Source organism: Pseudoalteromonas rubra, from assembly GCF_001482385.1.
Taxonomy (GTDB): Bacteria; Pseudomonadota; Gammaproteobacteria; order Enterobacterales; family Alteromonadaceae; genus Pseudoalteromonas; species Pseudoalteromonas ardens.
Genome location: NZ_CP013612.1, coordinates 1267619 through 1287110 on the forward strand (window position 1 = coordinate 1267619; position 19492 = coordinate 1287110).

General features: G+C 46.2%; 13 protein-coding genes and 3 pseudogenes. 10 read left to right on the top strand and 6 right to left on the bottom strand.

Annotation, left to right across the window (positions count from 1 at the left end; all coding sequences use genetic code 11):
• Positions 1–19 precede the first annotated feature (19 nt).
• Positions 20–535 (bottom strand): annotated as a pseudogene (locus AT705_RS24235) (transposase); the annotation flags it as partial.
• Between AT705_RS24235 and AT705_RS24240 the strand changes: the two are divergent.
• The 5 genes and pseudogenes from AT705_RS24240 to AT705_RS24260 form a co-directional block, all read left to right on the top strand.
• Positions 531–983: pseudogene (locus AT705_RS24240) on the top strand (transposase); the annotation flags it as partial. The pseudogenes AT705_RS24235 and AT705_RS24240 sit on opposite strands and share 5 nt — an antisense overlap.
• Positions 977–1279: pseudogene (locus tag AT705_RS24245) on the top strand (carbohydrate-binding protein); the annotation flags it as partial. The pseudogenes AT705_RS24240 and AT705_RS24245, both read left to right, overlap by 7 nt.
• A 309-nt stretch (positions 1280–1588) precedes the next feature.
• A complete protein-coding gene (locus AT705_RS24250) occupies positions 1589–1939 on the top strand; it encodes a hypothetical protein (protein WP_058798871.1) in 351 nt (116 codons plus the stop codon).
• Between the two features lie 238 nt (positions 1940–2177).
• Positions 2178–9374, top strand: coding sequence for an FG-GAP-like repeat-containing protein (locus AT705_RS24255; protein WP_058798872.1), 7197 nt, complete (start codon positions 2178–2180; stop codon positions 9372–9374).
• On the top strand, positions 9352–9972 hold the full coding sequence (locus AT705_RS24260; RefSeq protein ID WP_058798873.1) for a hypothetical protein: 621 nt from the start codon (positions 9352–9354) through the stop codon (positions 9970–9972). Before AT705_RS24255 ends, AT705_RS24260 begins: the two co-directional genes overlap by 23 nt.
• Positions 9973–10273: 301 nt before the next feature.
• Here AT705_RS24260 and AT705_RS24265 read toward each other — a convergent pair whose 3' ends face one another.
• Positions 10274–11146, bottom strand: coding sequence for a bile acid:sodium symporter family protein (locus AT705_RS24265; RefSeq protein ID WP_058798874.1), 873 nt, complete (start codon positions 11144–11146; stop codon positions 10274–10276).
• A gap of 534 nt (positions 11147–11680) precedes the next feature.
• On the opposite strand from AT705_RS24265, the gene AT705_RS25465 reads away from it, so the two are divergent.
• Positions 11681–11842 carry a hypothetical protein gene (locus AT705_RS25465; protein WP_157576977.1) on the top strand — a complete coding sequence of 54 codons (162 nt, stop codon included), beginning with the start codon at positions 11681–11683 and terminating at the stop codon, positions 11840–11842.
• Between the two features lie 115 nt (positions 11843–11957).
• On the opposite strand, the gene AT705_RS24275 is transcribed toward AT705_RS25465, so the two are convergent.
• Complete coding sequence (locus AT705_RS24275; RefSeq protein WP_058798876.1) at positions 11958–13328, bottom strand: hypothetical protein; 1371 nt, start codon at positions 13326–13328, stop codon at positions 11958–11960.
• Between the two features lie 220 nt (positions 13329–13548).
• On the bottom strand, positions 13549–13767 hold the full coding sequence (locus AT705_RS24280; RefSeq protein ID WP_058798877.1) for a hypothetical protein: 219 nt from the start codon (positions 13765–13767) through the stop codon (positions 13549–13551).
• 248 nt (positions 13768–14015) lie between these two features.
• Between AT705_RS24280 and AT705_RS24285 the strand changes: the two genes are divergently transcribed.
• From AT705_RS24285 to AT705_RS24300, 4 genes are all read left to right on the top strand, one after another.
• Positions 14016–15221 carry an RsmB/NOP family class I SAM-dependent RNA methyltransferase gene (locus AT705_RS24285; protein WP_082669141.1) on the top strand — a complete coding sequence of 402 codons (1206 nt, stop codon included), beginning with the start codon at positions 14016–14018 and terminating at the stop codon, positions 15219–15221.
• A gap of 16 nt (positions 15222–15237) precedes the next feature.
• Positions 15238–15489, top strand: a complete 252-nt coding sequence (locus AT705_RS24290) for a DUF2999 family protein (RefSeq protein WP_049865270.1) — start codon at positions 15238–15240, stop codon at positions 15487–15489.
• 149 nt (positions 15490–15638) lie between these two features.
• Complete coding sequence (locus AT705_RS24295; protein WP_058798878.1) at positions 15639–16436, top strand: glycoside hydrolase family 25 protein; 798 nt, start codon at positions 15639–15641, stop codon at positions 16434–16436.
• A complete protein-coding gene (locus tag AT705_RS24300; protein ID WP_058798879.1) occupies positions 16433–17347 on the top strand; it encodes a hypothetical protein in 915 nt (304 codons plus the stop codon). Before AT705_RS24295 ends, AT705_RS24300 begins: the two co-directional genes overlap by 4 nt.
• Positions 17348–17447: 100 nt before the next feature.
• On the opposite strand, the gene AT705_RS24305 is transcribed toward AT705_RS24300, so the two are convergent.
• Together AT705_RS24305 and udk are read right to left on the bottom strand one after the other, a co-directional pair.
• Complete coding sequence (locus AT705_RS24305; RefSeq protein ID WP_058798880.1) at positions 17448–18671, bottom strand: NupC/NupG family nucleoside CNT transporter; 1224 nt, start codon at positions 18669–18671, stop codon at positions 17448–17450.
• A gap of 17 nt (positions 18672–18688) precedes the next feature.
• Positions 18689–19318 carry a uridine kinase gene (gene udk / locus AT705_RS24310; protein ID WP_049865267.1) on the bottom strand — a complete coding sequence of 210 codons (630 nt, stop codon included), beginning with the start codon at positions 19316–19318 and terminating at the stop codon, positions 18689–18691.
• Positions 19319–19492 lie beyond the last annotated feature (174 nt).

Genomic DNA, 19492 nt, shown 5'->3' on the forward strand with positions numbered 1-19492 from the left:
GATTCTGTGTAACTGCCGTTTATTTAATGTGCTTTTCGAGGCGCTCCTCGAATTCAATAATAAAGCGACTCATTGCTTGACGCCAGTTTTGAATGGGCATCTTCCATTTTTTGCTGACATCTTTGACTGCTAAGTAAACCATCTTTTTGGCTGAATCGTCGCTGGGGAAGATTTTCCGTTTTTTGATAGCCTTCCTGATAACACTGTTGAGTGATTCAATGGCGTTGGTTGTATAGATGGCTTTGCGAATATCCTCAGGGTAGTTGAACAGCGTATTGAGGTTCTGCCAGCGATTACGCCATGATTTTGCAATTTGTGGGTACTGGTCGTCCCAGATATCGCTAAATCGCTCCAGTTCAAGCAAGGCTTCATCTTCTGTTGATGAACGGTACACCCGCTTCAAGTCTGCCGTGACTGCTTTGTAGTCTTTCCATGACACGTATTTCAATGAGTTACGCACCATGTGCACGATACATAGGGTCACGTCAGCTATCTTTAGATCACACTCAATGGATTGAGGATAATGGACTATGCCAACGGCAAGGAAGCGGCAGGTTAGCCTATCGGATACCAAATACTATCACTGCATATCCCGGTGTGTCCGCCGGGCATTTCTGTGCGGCAAAGATCGCCTCACGGGCAAGTCATATGAACATCGGCGAGACTGGGTTGAGGAAAAATTACTGACCCTTGCGAAGGTGTTTTGCATTGATGTGTGTGGCTATGCGGTTATGAGCAATCATACGCATATTGTGTTGTATGTGGATGATAAGAAAGCACAAAGGTTATCAGATAAAGCAATCGTTCTTCGCTGGCATAAACTGTTTAAAGGCAACTGGTTGACGCACAAGTTCATTAGTGGTGATGAGCTGAGCGTATCCGAATACAGCATGCTGGCAGGTGATATTGCTAAATTCAGGCTCCGGCTTGCGAGCATCAGCTGGTTTATGCGGGTGCTCAATGAAGATATTGCCCGCCAGTCAATCGTATTCGCTACTGGGAGGGCTTGTCTCACTATTACAACATTCCGGTAGAAAGTGATGAGGAAAACACCTGCTGGCAACAAACACCCTTTGGCAGTTTGAATCTGGATGGTGCCGGCGAAGTGCTTTACACCAACTGGGAGGCAAACTGGGAGTACTACGCCGATCGCCCAGGTGGATTCTCATTTGAATGTAAGCTGGTAGGTTATCAGACTGCTTACTCTGCGCTTGTTGAAGGCGATTATGAGAAATGTGTGACTAACTTCTATGGCTCACATACCGGCTGGCCGCTTGTTACTGCTCATTGACTTTTAGGCTTTAACGTTACTTCGTGACTATATCATAGCCAAAGCTCATATAATTTAGGGGCTTTGGTAGCCTGAATAGAAAATCGATATTTATTCCGATAACTTTTTAACGCAAATTACTTAACCTACTTTCTGTTTTCTGGAAAATAGGCGCCCAGCCTGAATGAACTAGTTGAGTTTTTGTAGTTGCTAGCAACATTTGTATCCACTTGATGATGATGTTGTTAACTTACAATTTATTTCATATTCCTTTTTCGGTATCATTGTACCGATAACTCTCAAAAGGACATAATAACAATGAAATTTTCTACATTTGCTATCTCCGTTTTATTCATTATTTTCGCCGGCCAGGCAGCTGCGAGCTGCGATAAGTACAGCTGTGAAGGCGTATCAAACGTTGTATTTTCTTCGGTTGTTGCCAACACCACTCAGGTAAAAGTGAAGTTCCCTCAGGGTACCAATGCCACTTTGGCGTGTAACCTGGATCAGGATGAAGCCGCGGCACTGAATAAAACCAGCGAAAACTATCGCAATATGCAGTCTATGCTACTCACTGCTGTTGCCGCTAATCTACCTGTTAAACTCACTTTTAATCAGGCTTCTGCGAGCTGTCAAATTGATGAAGTTGAAGTGAAAGTCGTTGAATAACCTCTCTGGTTGACCATCAATACGGCTATACCTATCTGCTCAATTTTGAGCTCAGTATTCAGGCATCTGAATTCTGAGACCAACACTCCGCCTGTGTTTCTATGACACTAGCAAGCATCCATGCGAGGAAAACGTTTCTTCAGGGTGGGCTAACGGCAGAGATGTATCTTAAAACTAAAGGTGCAATTACAGACAGGTATCAACGTCAGATAAAAATAAAAAATCAAAGTGAGCAATCATGTTTAAGTACAAAGGAACCCTGGCCCTGGTGCTCGGGGCTTTTAGTGTGTCGGGACAGGCCAGCCCCGTCACCCCCAGCAGCGATGTCTGGGGAGACAGTAACGGCCACCTCTATTATCAGCAGCCTGTTAAACAGGTCACCACGGCGGATGACGCCCCGGTGAGTATTCGTGTTCATAACGCCATGCCCTATGTGCGTGTGGTCGAAACGGCAAACGGATACAAGCTGGAGTATCTGTCGAAAAAAGACTTTACGGCACTGCGCAACGAACTGGATGTAGTCGGTAAGCGTCTGCGCAGCGATTTTGACGGAGATGGCCAGCCCGACATTCTGATGCAGTCCGATCTTGGACATGAATTGCTCATTTCAAATGGCCAGGTACGTCCTTACCGTATCGGCATTGACCTGCGAGACATCGGTGCTCAGATGCAGGTACGCGATGTAAACTATGATTTTCGTAGTGACTTTGTAAACCCATCTGCTGAGCTGGTGCATTATGCCCAGGCGACGGGCCTGAGTTCAGCCATCAACACCAATGATTATGTGGGCTCACTGCCGGCAGAGAGTAACGTATCACCCAGCGGTGAGTTTACTTATTCCATTCCCATCACCACGGGTGAATCAACGGGTGGACTGAAGCCATCTGTTTCTCTGAGCTATGCGTCTAACCCTAACAATGGTCATGTGGGTGTGGGATTTGCCATTGGCGGACTCAGTGCCATTACTCGCTGTGAGCAGAATATGGAAACCGACGGCAAGGCCGGTGCGGTTAACTTTGATAGCAATGACCGCTTCTGTCTGGACGGTCAGCGTCTGATTGTGAAATCCGGTCAGACTTATGGCGCCAACAACACGGAATACCGTACGCGTCAGAATAGTGGTCAGAAAATCATTGCCCATACTTCCAGCACCAGCACAGGCCCGTATGCCTTCACGGTAACGGATGTAGAAGGCAATAAATATACCTATGGTAAGTACAGCAGCACCTCGGATGCTTTGATTAACTCAAAGCAGGGTAAGGCATTTACCTGGGCACTGAAGCGTGTTCAGGATGCTTCGGGTAACTACTACACCTACCACTACACCAAGGTCAGCGGCAGTCTGGAGTATTACCCGACGGCGGTGAAGTATTCAGGCTATGGCACAGGCGGCACCCGCAATGAAATCCGCTTTACCTGGGAAGACCGTGTTGATAAGAACAAAGTCTCTTATCTGAAAGGGAACAAGGTTGGCCTGACCAAACGCCTGAAGCAAATCGACTCTTATTATTCAGGGAATCTGCTGCGTAAGTATAAGCTGACGTACCGCTACATCGGCACCGGCGTTACTCAAAGTGCGCTGCAAAAAGTACAGGCCTGCTCGTCGGACAACAGCTGTTTGTCACCCACTGTGTTTAACTGGAAAACACGCGGTAGCATTCGTCTGGGGTCAGACATTGGTCGTGACTACTCCAGAAACAGCCGCTATAAAGCGCACCAGTTTATGGACTTCAACGGGGATGGCCTGACCGACATCGCTTATGTGCGTAACGACCGGGGTAGCTCGTCAGATCATTTATACATGATCCCGAATACGGGCAGTGGCTTTGGCGATGAGCGTCGTTTTCATGATATTGCCACGAAAACCTTCCGTAAAACCTGGAAAGTCATTGATTATGATAAGGATGGCAAAGATGACATCCTGTATATGAAGGGCAGTAGCCAGTACTGGCAACTGATGCGTCATACGTCAGCGATGAATTTCACGTTTACGCAGCTGACCGGGATCAGTAAGCCGAGCTCGGATGATAACACGCGCTTTTTAGACATAGACGCAGATGGTTACCCTGAGCTATTGCATTTTGTGGGCAACAAGCTGTCTTATCAGAAAGGCACTAAAAATGGTTTGGCCAGTGGTGCAGCAAAAGCGCTGAAGTTTAACCTGTCGGCACCGAGTGGCTCAACGGCGACTATGATGTCGTACGACAAAGAAGACAACACCTTCCAGGCGATGGACTTTAATGGGGATGGTCGTGCTGATTTCCTTGCTAAAGTGCGTGTCAGTACTTACTACGATGATGGTCCTATCTGCCGACCAGGTAGTCACTTTTGTGAAGATCCCAGAGGGATTGAGCCTGCTCCACTGGCAGCCAATGTGAAACAGGTAGGGGCCTCTTCAAGCCTGGCAGATCGATTTGGTGGTCAGGTTGAGCGCATCGGTGGTGGTACGGTTACACAGCGTAGTGAATCAGCACCCATTACTCCGGTCGATATGCGTCAACTTAATCCGGTGAATATGGTAGGCGGCCCGGCAGCCAGTGCGCTATTACAGGCGGAGCAGCAGGCTGCGCAGGTACAGTCACTAAGCCGGGCATCTGGCCCTATTACCACTCAGGGCTATCGTAACAGTTACTACTGGAAAATCCTGGTTTCAACGGGTAATGACACTTTCGCAGAGCTTTACTCTTTAGGCAGTACCAGCTCGTATAAAGATATTCAGGCGGTTGAACTGAATGGCGATGGTCTGGCAGATATTCTGTACCGCAACAGTAACAATGACTGGTATGCGCGGATCAATACAGGGACAGGGTTTGCCAGTGGAATTAAGTTATTTAACTATAACAAGCCGAGCCTGAAGGTGTTTGATATCAATGGTGACGGGATCCCAGAGGTGTACCGGGAAGACCATGGCGACCATTTCTACTTCTACAATGGTACAGGCTTCACGTATCGTAAACTGACCTCGCATGGCTCTAACTATGACTTTACGACCTTTATGGATGTCACCGGTGACGGTGCTGCAGACAAGCTGGTATTTCAGGGGCGTATGGGTCTTTATCAGAACTCGGATGCACCGACCAATCTGATCTCGTCGGTACGAGACGGGTTTGGTGCGTATACGACGGTGTCGTATTCGACGCTGAACAACCGTAATATCTATACGCCACACAGCGATGCCCGGACTAAGAGCTGGGGTAATGGTCGTGTTACGGATATGAAGTCAGGGGCACGGGTCGTCAGTGCACTCATTAAGAATGATGACACCATTAAGTACAAGTATCATGGTGCAAAGGCCCAGGTGGGTCGCGGCATGCTGGGCTTCCGTCAGATTGAAGTGGAAAGCGTGAATGGTGGTACTAAGATAGTCACGACCTATCGTCAGGATGGGGATTACCGGGGCAGCCCGGAGCGGGTTCAGACCTATGTGCGCTATGGTAGCGATACGTCTTCCGGTGGTGGTTCTGGTGGCGGCTCTGGCGGTGGCTCAGGTGGCGGCGGGCCTGTTGACCCGTGTGAGGTGTTTCCTGAAACCTGTAACTGTCGCTGGGAAGCGGACCGTGCCTGTGAGTTACCAAGAGTTGCACCGATAGAGACATTCAGTGCGGCAGAAGGCTTTAGTGGTGCGCTTGCGTCACCTGTTCGTTCAAACAGCGCTCAGTTTGCGACCATGAGTACAGCTTCTGTTAACAGCAGCATCTGGCGTTTGAAATCAGATATGACCTCGAGCTATGGCCGTAAGCAGGCAACAAGCTTTGTCACTGCGAACAGCACTAAGCCTTATCTGGTATACCCGTCCAGAACGGTTACTAAAACTTATAATACAGATGTTAGCAGTCTGACGCTCATATCAACTAAAACTAAAACGGTGTCTTCAGTAGACAGTTTCGGTAACCCAGTAAAACACAGCAGTGTGATTGATACTAAAAACGGTTACGCAAAGACGGATACAACGAACACGTATGGTTACAGCTATCATGGTGGCCGGGTTACCAAAACGGTGGAGACCAAGCGTTATCTGAACCGTTTGAATGGCACAAATAAAGGGAACTATCAGAATACCCACACCTCAACCTTTGCCTATGACAGCAAAGGACGGTTAGTAAAGTCAACCGCAGACAACGGTGTGGTGAAAAGCTATACCCTGAACAGTTATGGTTTGATCACGAAAGAAACCGTCTCTAAGTCAGGCTTACCCACCAAGACGCTTGAAACCTACTATGACAGTACTTACCGCTTGGTGACCGGTGAGAAGAACAGCCTCGGACATCGCAGCACCATAGGTTATGACAGCCTGGGTCGCAAGTCTTATACCCAGACGGCCAATGGTCAGCGTACTTACTATACCTACAATAAGTTAGGTCGTCTGACGGGAGAGATTTCAACGCCCGCTGACAATACAAGTAAAACGGGCACGAAGGCGCTGAGCAGCAGTCAGAGTAAATACTGGTGCAGCAACGGTTGCGTGAGTGGCGCCGCATATTATGAGGAAAATACCTCAGAAAGCGGCCCGACGAGTCGAACTTACTACGATAAGTATGGCCGTATATTACGTGAATCAAACTTGTCGCTCAATGGCACGTACACTAATGTCGACTATGTGTACGACACGAAAGGACGTAAATACAAAGAGTCCATGCCGTACTTCAATGGTGGTACACCGCTTTGGAACGTATATAAGTATGACAAGCAAAACCGGGTTGTGCAGATCACTAAGGCTGACGGCTCCATCTGGAAAACCGAGTACAACGGCGAAAGTGTCACGACCATTAATCCGTCAAATCAGAAGCATACTCAGCTGAAGAATGTAATGGGGCTGCTGGTCAGGGTGACGGATGCCAACAATAAGTCGGCTTACTATGAGTATGATGAAAAGGGTAAGTCACGTCTGTTTACCGATCCCAAAGGTAACAGAATTCAGATCAGCTTTGATAAGTATGGTAACAAAACTCGGGTAATCGATCCGGATAAAGGAACGGTCAACTATAGTTATAATGCTTATCATCAGTTGACTCGTGAGTCAGATAGCAACGGTAATGTGATCACCTATCAATATGATGTATTAGGTCGAAACACAGAGGTGCAGCGTAAGCGTGGTAGTAAGCTTGAGCATCATGTGGTACATGCTTATGACAGCGGCGCCTATGCGAAGGGTATGGTCTCAAGCACCACAGATAAAGTGAGTGGTTTTACCGAGCGTTTTTATTACGACAGTTTTGGTCGTACTCGTGAGAAGCACACGGTGATTGACGGCAGTACCTATAAGGAAATCTGGTCGTTCAATAATGCCGGTCAGCTATATAAAGAGACAGATGCCTCGGGCAAGTCAGTGACTTACCACTACAATGCGCACAAGCACCTGAGTTCCCTCAAAGACTTGCAGACTAACAGCGTCGTCTGGCAGGCCTCGGCGGCGGATGCCTTCGGTAACATCACCACGGAGAAGCTGGGCAGTCGCATTACCCGCACTAAGGTGTTTGATCAGAAAACGGGCTTGCTGACCAGCCTCAAGTCAACGGGCAATGGCACGTTACAAAACTGGACCTATAACTGGAGTAACCTGGGTAACCTGAACTATCGTCAGGACCATACGATTGGTAAGAAAGAAACGTTCGGGTATGACAGCCTGAACCGGGTTACCAGTAGTGCGATTTCAGGGGGACCGAGCACCACCATCAACTATGATGAACTGGGTAATATCACCTATAAAACAGGTGTGGGTCATTATCATTATCAGTCGAGTCGCCCTCATGCGGTGACCAAAGTCACGGGTGACAGAGCCAATACCTACCAGTACGATGCGGCGGGTAATATGGTGAAAGACAATGCCCGCGAGCTGGTTTACAACACGTTCCACAAGCCGGTTTACATCAAAAAAGATGATTATTGGATGGAGTTTGCCTACTCGGGTTCTGGTAAGCGTTATAAGCGTACAGAATTTGGTGGTGAAAAAGGTTTGCTGTTGCCTATCCTCAACGGAGATATCAGCACCTTTATTCCAATCGCGCAGGAAACCCGCTATGTAGGTAATGTAGAGTTCGTTCGTTATGGTGGCCAGAGCACCTGGGTGAGCAAGCGCTACATTGCGGGCAAGGTACTTATTACCACAGTGAACAATCGGGCGACGACGCGCTTTATGCTGGACGACCACCTGGGTTCAACGCATGTGATTGCGGATGCCAGTGGTAAGAAAGAGCAGGTGATGAGCTTTGATGTGTTTGGTGCACGGCGAAACGCGACGACCTGGGCGAGAGACTTCAGCGACCAGAATAAGTTCACCAGCAAGCTGACACTACGTGGTTATACGGGTCATGAGCAAATGGATGAGGTAGGCCTGGTGCACATGGGCGGGCGTATTTACGACCCAATCCTGGGACGCTTCTTACAAGCTGACCCAATGGTGCAGGCGCCGAATAATATCCAAAACCTGAACCGTTACTCATATGTAATGAATAACCCGCTGAATAAAACAGACCCCAGTGGTTATATCTTTGCGACGATAGCGATTTGGGCACTGAATGCGGCAATCACTCAAGGAATTATTACGGGTGTGACGGCAACCGTACTCAGCGGATTGCTGACGGCGTATTCATACTATGGTTACGCAAAACTGGCGGTGGGTATTATCCAGGCAGCGAATCAGGGTGGAACGGCACTGGCGAACTTTGCCGGCGGCTGGGCCAAAGGGTTTGCGAAGGGTCAGGCGATTACCTGTATGCTGAATATGGCAGCCGGTGGTGGTTGTGTTGATGGCCTTGAAGCAAAAGAGCAAGGAAATAAGCATACTGACAGTCATCAAAACGTTAAGGGCCGTCCAAAGAACAACGAAGAAGTTGATGCTTTATATGATGAAGCTGTGAAAGCATATGGAGAATCCACAGAGACATTTCATATTGGCAAAGACGCTGACGGGAATGCTATTAAATTGAAATATAAAATAGCGGGAACCAAACAGTTCAAGAAGAATGTAAGGTCTGACATGTCTAAGATGAATGTTACTGATAGCGGCAAAGAATTGCTGACAGGGTTATCTGAATCAGAGACGGAAGTAAGAATCGGTGAGTATTATAATGCGGGGGGGTCTGCCGCTACCGCAAGAGAGACGGGCTGGTTTGGGGGCAAAAAAGGTGATTGGAGTGGTACAACGATATTATTTGACCCCAGGAAGTTCAATGGTGACTTTATGTATCAAAATGCCAATGGTGATATAGAGTTTAAATCACATGAGCGACTCTATACACTCGCCCATGAGCTGTATCATGCATGGGACAATACAGGTGCAGCCCCCTTGTCTGGTGGTGCAGAAAGACAGGCTATCCAGTGGACTAACCAAATCAGACTGCAGCGAAGAGGCAGTTGGATCCGTATGAATCATGGTATAGGCATGTCGAGACATTATTTGGATACGTATAAAGATGCGAAACAGAGGATTCAATAAGTTTGCTTTAGGAGTGCCAGTAGTACTGGCACTTCTTATCGCTTTGATTCTATTTTTTAATAAAGATGAAAGGCGTGAAGAGTGCTTATTACGGCTCAATTCATTGTACCCTGTTCATGCTAAAGTCGAGGAAATATTAAATACAGCACCAACGAAAGATGCGCGCTTTTTTGCATTTAAATACGTTGATAACAATGCCAATATTTATTCCTTGCTTTTGGACAAAGGAAGCAAATTTGAGTTACATCGTTACTATCAATTTGGTGGGTGGGATATCAAACATCTACCTAAGATAGAGGGGAGAGCCTTATTTTCAAAATTTGAAACTCTATTTGCTCAAAGCTCTGATAGACTAAACTCAGGCACTCTTCATGCAGGGTGTGGTGCGGCAATGTTCAAGTCAAAAAATGATAAAGTTGAAAAAATGCTGGCTAGTGACTCAGTACTATTAACTACAATTGTTGGGGACATTGAAAATGACAGACAGAAGTTTTTTAATGACAGAAGTCATTTAAATTCAATGAATTATAATGATGAGTTGGAAAGACTTTCTATAGAGAGGATCAAAGATAGCTTATTTCACGAAACTGATCTATAAGGTAATCATGTAGGTTGTATAATACTAATGGTTCTGCAAAAGTATCAGTGCAACCGCCATTTATCTAATGTGCTCATCTGGGTATTCTTTGAAATCGATAGCTAGATGACTCATCACCTGACGCCAGCTTTGAATCAATAATGATGATTTATTGCTGGCGTTCTTCTTTTCCTGGGAAGGCAACTTTTCTGTGTAAGTGCCTCTTAAACCCCTTTAGTCCACGAATACGTTGAGCTCATTTAGTCATACTCTGCTATAAGTGAGTGTTGCATCTTCTTTCTTATCAACAGATCAGCTGGCTTTATTTGCTTGGAGATAACAAAGGCCCTTTCGTAACCCATGTGGTAAACAAACCTGCGCTCAGAAACATAAATAAGCTATAAATGCTTGGCGCGATAGACATGACCTCACTTCCTAACAAGCCTGTTGTGACCAGCAAAGCGAGAGTACCATTTTGCAAGCCTACTTCCAGTGTGATGGTGCGAGTTTGCATCACTTGATGCAAAAAAGTGCGGGCCACAATAAACCCTGCGAGCATAGAAACAAGGTTCAATGCGATCACCGCAGGTCCTGCCATAATCAGATAATCGACGAGCTTGTCTTCTAGCTTGATACAAATACTGATTATCACCAAAAGCAATACTGCGACAGAGAAACGGCTGATATACGGGCTGGCTTTTTTTGCAAATTCAGGCCACTTGTTATTGATGGCCATACCTACAAGTACTGGGACCACCCCAACCACAATAAGTTGTAACCAGGCCTTGAGGACCGGAAACTCTATCGAGGTGTTGTTTTGCCCGTAATAACCGATTGCCCAGGCGGCCAGAAAGGGGAGAGTAAAAGGGGTTATAAAGCCAACAACCGCGGTTAAAGACACTGACAGGCCAACATCTCCCTTCGCCAAATACGTGTAAAGATTGGACGTTGTGCCACCGGGGCATAAAGCCAGAATAAATAAGCCAATGGCCAGTTCGCCACTTAAACCTGTCAGTGCAATGGTGGCAACAGCAAGCACAGGGAGCAAAATAAGCTGGCAAATTGCACCGATGAAAAAGCTCTTGGGCTGATGGTAGACGCGTCGAAAATCTGCACGTGTCAGACTCAGGCCGACGCCTGCCATGATCAGTATGAGCGCAATGGGTAAGCCTATTTCAATTAAATCAGATGGCATCTTTTTGTCCTTGTTTGGCCTGACTCAGCTTAATCTTAACAACGGATGTGATATGCCGTCACAGGTATTTTGTACAGGTAGGATGTGAAGGGGGTATGACGACAGTACTGAGGCGTCAGCTGAATTGCAGCGGAAAGTTCATGGGAGGCTATGTGGCCAGGTTCAGACGCTGGAAGGGGGTGTATGCGTTGATCGCCTTAAAACAGTTGTATTCACGCGAATTATTATCATTATGGTCGCTATTTTGTCAGGTAACCTGGTTAAACTGGACTTCCGGGTTCAGGCTAACAGCGCCTGCTCACCTATGGTTGGGCCTGATGAAATGCAGATATATAGAGGAAATACAATAATGAAATTAGCAAGCTTCAAGTCGGCCTTTGGAGTGAGTTTTTGTTTTTTTAATGCCTTCGCATTTGCTGGGGGTTGGACTGTAGCAACCAAAATCACATCAGTGGGCCAATATGGATCGAATTCAACTTTTTTCACCACCGAGGCTGATATTAGCCAATGAGGTGATAAAAAAAGCTCTTCTTTATGACGAGTGATGCAACTGATCCTGAAAAATTCTACTCCACTTTGCTGATGGCATTTGCTGCAGGGAAAAGCATGAAAGTGTATTTACATGATCCAGTTGTTTGTGGTCCCGAGAATGCTCAAAAAATAAATGCCGCAAACTTTTTCTATGTTTTTGATTAGTAAGCTGTGCAATTAAAGTAAAAAATGGCCTGTTCCCAAACAGGCCATTTTTATATCTAGCGTGCTATAGGTACTGAAAGTTAATAATAGTTACTGTGTTCAGCTATATTGTTAATTACTCAGATGCTTCAATGTCAAAACTATAAACGGCAGCCCCTTTTAAGAGCGAGGTATCTGTGTATATATTTCCAGCCGCCGCTTTTTGAAACTCCTGTCTTAGAGCGTCAAACTCTCCTGAGAAGTTCAATGCGGTTATATTCAGGTTCAGCTCGAAGCTTTCTACTGTGTTGATAGTGGTATCGATGGCATTGCCGAACTCAAAGTTGGGGATCGCTGCCTGAGGTTTACTTAGGACTTCCCATTTAACTTTGCCATTAACGGTATCTTCCCATCGCAATGTGATGGTGATCAGGTTGATGCGATCATCGACATTGGAGAAGTCATACTCGAACAGGTTGCCATTGCTTTGCTGGGCCATGGATTGCGCAAACTGCATGAAGGCGTTTTGCAGTGCTGTGTCATACAGCAGCGGTGCGGTTTCGCTGGGCTGACCGTCATCGTCAATGCTATGCACAGTGGCAGAACTGGTGAACATATCGAAGCCGGGCAATACTGCGCGCTCGGAGATAGAGTTATATGCATAGCTGGTAGTCGCAAGTTCAGGAAAAATATACTTGTGACGGTAATTAGGGCCTGCTATGAATTGCGCGCTGAGTTGCTCACTGTCATCGAATGATGCCAGGAATACGCGAGAGTTAATACTGTCAATTTTTGATAAAGGCAGATCGGCAAGATTGACTCTTACACCCAGGCTATCAAATGCTTCATCTGTTAACTCAAGCGGACCTTCGCCTTCCAGGCTGAACAAACCGCCACGTACATCACTGTAGTCTTCGTTACTGATATGCAGGATTACATTTTTACTCTCAGCATCAATATATGTGCTGCCAGTTATCGGGTCTTTTAGGGACATTTCGTCGCCTAGAAGGCCGCTGATATAATAATCAGGTTGACTGGCAGAAAGTGCACTAAGATCAAATTCTTTTCTGGGATATTCACAGGGGAGCTGTTGGTCAAATGTGATGATGCCATAATCTGTGTTGGTAACATCCAGCAATGTAAATAGCTGAGTTTGTATCTGCTGATTATTCGCACTATTAGCGACTAATGAAACATGATGTGTGTTTGCTGGCAGGGCCTGCGTAAGTTTGCCATCTTGTCCTGTTGTTACACTAGAGATGACTTTGCCACTGACATTATGAAAAATCACTTCTGCAACTGCAGGAGTGGTCGCGTTACTACATGAGCTAGGCATCAGTGTTGTTGTCACTGAAAATACGGGAGCTGGCTTGTCTGGCGTTGGTTTTGAGGTAATGGGTTTTGTTTGTTGTTCTTTGCTTTCGACCGAGTTATCGTTTGATGAACCACCACAGGCCGCGAGTGTCAATGCTGCACTGACAGCGATATAAAGTCCTTTATATTTCATCTTTTCTCCAATTTATAAATTCCTGTTTTTGAGCATGTGAATGCCAACTTTATTCTAACAAGCTTCGCATGTACTTGTCTTGTGGACAAAGTGTTCAATTTGCAATCAAAACTGGTCGATTTGTTTCATTTTGTGACTGGCGGGCAAGTCTGTGGGGTAATGAGCACATTAAGGCAGGCTGTAGTTCAGCGCTGCCTTTTTAGTATAAACGGCTGTGGGCTTAGAAGTCGCCGCAGGGACCTGTGATCACACAAATCATTCCCTGTGCCGGTGCAGTTGCACAGTCCATTGAATCACCCGGAGGAGGGCTGTTACGATAAGTTGGATAGCTGCTGTTTGGTTCAATCTGGCCACCGGCCACATTGGGTGTCTGAGCCAGGTTAAGTTGCTGGGATTGAGATAGAGATTTCAGATTCGACTTTCTTACTTGTAGTTTCATAACATTTCCTTAGTTATTGATTCAACTCGTACACCCAAAAATTTCCTACTGCGGGTACAATTAATTTGGCATCTAAAGTTGGTGTTGTCAATGTGTTTATATTGTTAAATGTTTGGTTGCGATCGCTCTTTGACTAGGTCTGACAACAGCCAACCCACATTGAAGCGCTAGCGCTGCATCCATCAGTGGTTTGAGCCGCTTAAAAGCGCTACAATTGATATTCAATATTTGCAGGCAGAGAACATCGCGTGACCGTTGATCGTCAACTTATCAGTACATTACACACCGCATTTAACGGAATATTCCAACAATCTTTATATGCTGACAAAGTCATTCAGCACCACTTACACGACAATCCTCACTGGCGTCGCGAAGACAAAGGGTATTTTGTTACGACCCTGTATGATTTGGTCCGTTTTATTCGCAAGTTGGCCTATGCCAGTAATGCCAGCGAACAGGATTTCTGGCCTGTGTGGCAGGCTTTTCAGTTACTCAACGATAAACCAATCCCCGACTGGCCAGAAATGCGAGACCTTTCAAAGGCTGAGCTATTAACCCGGCTGGGCACTGCATCGCAAGCCATTCAGCTTAGCTATCCCGACTGGTTGGATACTCTGGGGAGCTCTCAGCTTGGTCAGCAATGGCCTCAGGTCGCTGAAGCGTTAAATCGCGCGTCGGGCTATTATGTTAGAGCCAATACCTTAAAAACCTCGACAGATGCCCTGGCCAGTAAATTGGAGCGGGAACAGATCTCCTGTGAGCACATTACTCCTGCGCTGCCTGATGCACTGGTCATTCAGGCGGTAGATAAACTATTTAAATCCAGCGCATTCCAATCTGGAGAGTGTGAAATGCAGGATGCCGGGTCTCAGCAAATTGCACCGTTACTGGACGTTGCACCAGGCATGAAAGTGGTTGATGCGTGTGCGGGGGCTGGCGGTAAAAGCTTACACCTTGCAGCCCTAATGAAGAACAAAGGCCGGCTGCTGTCGATGGACATCCATCAGCACAAGCTGGATACGCTTAAAAAGCGGGCAAAGCGTGCCGGTTGCCATATGATTGAGACGAGAGCGATTAAAAACAATAAAACCATCAAGCGCCTCAAAGATAAATTTGATCGGGTATTACTTGATGTACCATGCTCCGGGACCGGTGTGTTGCGCCGCAATCCAGATAGCAAATGGCATCTTAGCGAGCAAAGCATTGGTGACTTGATTGCGCTTCAGGCCGATCTGCTGCAACGATATAGCCAGATGTGCCGTCCGGGTGGCAAACTGGTGTATGCAACTTGTTCCGTACTGCCGGTAGAAAACCAGCAACAGGTCGTGCAGTTTTTAGACGCAAACCCTGACTGGACCTTGCAACAGGAGCTGAGTTTGCTGCCGGGGATAAACTCAGAGTTTGACGGATTTTATGGCGCTGTATTGTGCCGTAACGAACTACCACAAGATTAAAATAGGACAAAAACATATGAATCCCATTATTGCCTTACTCAAAGAGCACAACATCAGTGATGAAAAAATCAATGAGGTATTTCAGGCACTGACCGAAAACCCGTTGATGGCTATGGCGGTTGTTCAGCAGCTCAATATCCCAGCTGAAAAACTACAACAGCTAATGGCCTTAGTGATGCAAAATCCGGGGCTGATCAAAGAAGCGGTTCAGGAGCTGGGTCTTGATTACGATAAAGTAGAGCAAGCTAAAGCGCAGCTTAAACAGTAAATCACTTCACCTGTACTCGTTGGCCGGATATACAGACCGGCCATTTTGTTTCTTTTGCTTTTTTAATTCACCTGTCAGACAAACCCATTTCCTTTGACTAAACTAGACGCTAGTCGCTCGATAGCACATATTTTAGAGAAGGATACTGAATGCTTTCCAGCAAAACGCTCGAACACGATTCCCCTATGGTATTTGTGCTGTTTATGGCCATTGCCTGTTTGTTTTTTTTCTTTCGACCCGGATTTATGCCGCCTGCTCAGCAAGATGGTGCGTCGAATGATGTTCTTTTTCCGAAAAATCTTCAGCAATATCTCAGTGATCCTAATGCCAAGGCTGTGCTGGGGATTGATGTGTCACACTATCAGGGGACGATTGATTGGCAGCAAGTTACGCAAGCAGGCGTGCAGTTCGTTTATATCAAAGCCACCGATGGCATAACCTATCGAGATCCACAATTTTATGCTCATTTTAAAGGGGCACAGTCAGCGGGGTTGCAAGTGGGGGCATATCACTACTTTGAACCGGACGATGACCCCACTAAGCAGGTCGATAACTTTATGACAACCGTACAAGGGCTTGAGCTGTCACTGATACCCATGCTGGATGTAGAGATCACCAGCAATCGTACACCGCAGCAGATCAGCAATGGGGTTGCGCAGTTTATAGAAGCCGTGAAGCAGCGAACAGGGTGTAAAACCATTTTGTATAGTTATGGCGATTTTTGGCAAGAGAACTTATCGGCCCAGTTCGCTAACCAACCTTTTTGGCTGGCTGATTATGCTGACAGCCCCGGTGTCCCTCAGCAGGCACATGCCTGGTGGTTATGGCAATATTCAGATTCAGCCCAAGTTGCAGGTGTGCGTACTTCGGTTGATATGGATGTGGTGATAGCGGGAGAGTCGGGGCTAAATGCTATGAAGTGCACAAGTATGGGAGCAAAATCATGAACTTTGCGAAACAGCTTTGGCAACACGAGCACACGGTGATGCGGGCTCTGTTACTACTGGTGGTGATTGGTTTTTTGACCCTCGCGGTGATCCATTATCATGACTGGCAGCATCAACCGGATGCTGTGTATCTGAGTAATCAGGCTTATTTACACCATGTTGAAACTCAGGCGCTGGATGATTTGTTTTACCTTGCAGAGATCAACGGGCTACTCAAAGTTGTGGAAAGCAGCCAGGTGGGCGTGTCATTTATTGCCGAGTTTAAGGTCGATGTCGGTAACATGATTGCGACAGTGACACATTACCTGCAGCAAGGCATTAATCTGAATCTTGCCTCATTGGTTGCTGTAGAGATACTGTCTTTGCTCAGTGAGGCAGCACATGTCATCGCTATGCCGCTGCTGATTGTCACCTTAAGTGGTGCGATGGTTTGGTTATGCGCTGAGTTATTTGCTTTGTCTGTGGTGCTATGTGCTGTTTTTAAACGGATATGTGAGGGACTATTGTTGGCTTTTGTACTGTTGCATCTGATGTTGCCCTATGCCATTCATATCAGTGGTGCCATTAGCCATTCTGTCAGTGCCAGCTATAAAACGACGGGTCGTACAGCGTTGTTGCAATATCATCAGGATGTTACGCATGGACAAAATAAAGCGTCATTAAAAGACAAAGCCGAGTCGAGTATTCATGAACTGGAAAAAGTATCGCCTAAGCATGTCAGGTATCAGCAGAACGCTTTGTCGCATTATTTAGTGAGTACACTGGCGGTGAATCTGTTTGATTTGATCTTAATGCCGTTATTACTTGTTTGGGGGTTCTATCGTATAGTGAAAGGGCTTTACCTGCATGCACAGGAAACCTACCGGATAGCAAAAAGAAGTGATCGTATAGAAACGATAAAAGGGCCATAAAGGCCCTTTGGTGAAGTATCGTTCAAGTTAGTTTGGTTACTCTAACCCCTTAAAGCAACCAACCAATTGTTTTGCAACTGAGGCTTATCTCATTAAGTTTCTAAGCTAGCGAGAGGAAAAACCCTGCAATTGCTGCGCTCATTAGGTTAGCCATAGACCCTGCTAAAACCGCCCTGAGCCCTAAGCGTGCGATATCCTTTCTTCGACTCGGCGCCATACCGCCTAATCCGCCTAGTAAGATGGCTATCGATGACAAGTTAGCAAATCCACATAACGCGAATGTGACAATCGCTTGTGTGTGTTCACTTAACGTGTCGCGATAATTCATAAAGTCCAGGTAAGCAACAAACTCGTTTACAACCAGTTTCTGGCCGATAAAGCTGCCTGCCTGAGTGGCTTCTGCCCAAGGTACGCCTAACATCCAGGCAACCGGAGCGAATACATAGCCTAAAATCTCTTGTAGTGTCAGTGTTGGATGGTCAAACATCCCACCAATACCACCAAGTAGCCCGTTTAATAGTGCAATCAGTGCTACAAAAGCCAGTAACATTGCACCGACATTCAGTGCCAGGTGCATACCGCTTGACGCGCCTGCTGCTGCTGCATCGATCACATTAACCGGTTTGTCTTCGCCGCTATCAACCTCTGCGAGATTTTCTTTTGGCTTTTCGGTTTCCGGCACAATCATTTTGGCCATCAGGAAACCGCCTGGCGCCGCCATAAAGCTGGCTGCAATCAGGTACTTTAATTCAACCCCAATAGCAACATAGCCTGCCATGACAGAGCCAGCTACCGTCGCCAAACCACCTACCATTACGGCAAACAGTTCTGACTGGGTCATCTTAGGGATAAAAGGCTTTACGATTAAAGGTGCCTCAGTTTGTCCTACGAAGATATTTGCCGTTGCTGACAAAGACTCTGGTCTGGACGTTTTGAGTAGCTTCTGTAGACCACCCCCTAAGATTTTGATGATCCATTCCATAATACCAATGTGATATAACACACCGACCAGGGCTGAAAAGAATACGATCACAGGAAGTACCTGGATCGCAAAAATAAACCCTATGTTGTCCGCACCGGCCAAAGGGCCAAACAGGAAGCTGATCCCGTCATTGGCATAGCCGATCACAGATGAAACCGCTTTCGACATAGCCGCCAGCGCGTTTTTACCGGCTTCTACGAAAAGTACGAAGCCACCAATGAGTATTTGCATGATAAATGCGATACCCACGGTTCTATAATTAATGGCACTACGCTTAGTGGAAGCTGCGTAGGCGATGGCTAGTAGCATTAACATGCCGACTAAGCTCATTATTGTTGTCATGCCAGATTGTTCCCGTATTATTCTTGCAGTAAATATTTTATTTTACTTTTAATAATATCAATCGCAACGCGATTCATACCGCCACGGGTAACGACCAAGTCGGCATTGTGCTTTGAAGGCTCAATAAATTGGTAAAACATAGGTCTTACCGTTGCCTGATATTGCTCAACCACCGAAGAGATACTTCTACCGCGAGTTTCTATGTCTCGTTGCATTCTTCGCAGCAGACAGATATCAAGTGGCGTATCAATAAACACCTTGATATCAAATTCTTCGATTAATGCTGGATCGCTTAACAGTAAGATCCCTTCAACGACTAAAATCTTTGCCGGGTTTACCGTGCGTGTCTCACTACTGCGTGTATGTTGAGCATAGTCGTAAGTCGGTACTTGTACAGACTTACCTTGACGCAGTTGCGTCAGGTGCTCTTTCATTAACGCATGTTCAAACGCATCCGGATGGTCATAGTTCGTTTGAGTTCTGTGTTCAAACGGCAAATGCGATTGATCTTTATAATAGGCGTCTTCTTCTATAACGGCGATGGCACCCGACTCAAGTTCGTTTACTAGTTCGTTATAAATAGTTTGACTAAAAAGAGACTTACCGGACGCAGATGCGCCGGCGATGGCTATAATTGTTCGTGTCACTAAAGTTCACACCCAGCAGTTGCTAATGTTGGAAGATCACAATAGCAAAAAAGACACGATTAATCTCTTTTGCCTCGCTTAAGGAGCAAATTTAATTGTTTTGGTTATAACAAAACAGGACTTATGTCCGCTGGTCCAATTAGTGTTGAAATTTAATTAATATGGGGACAAATG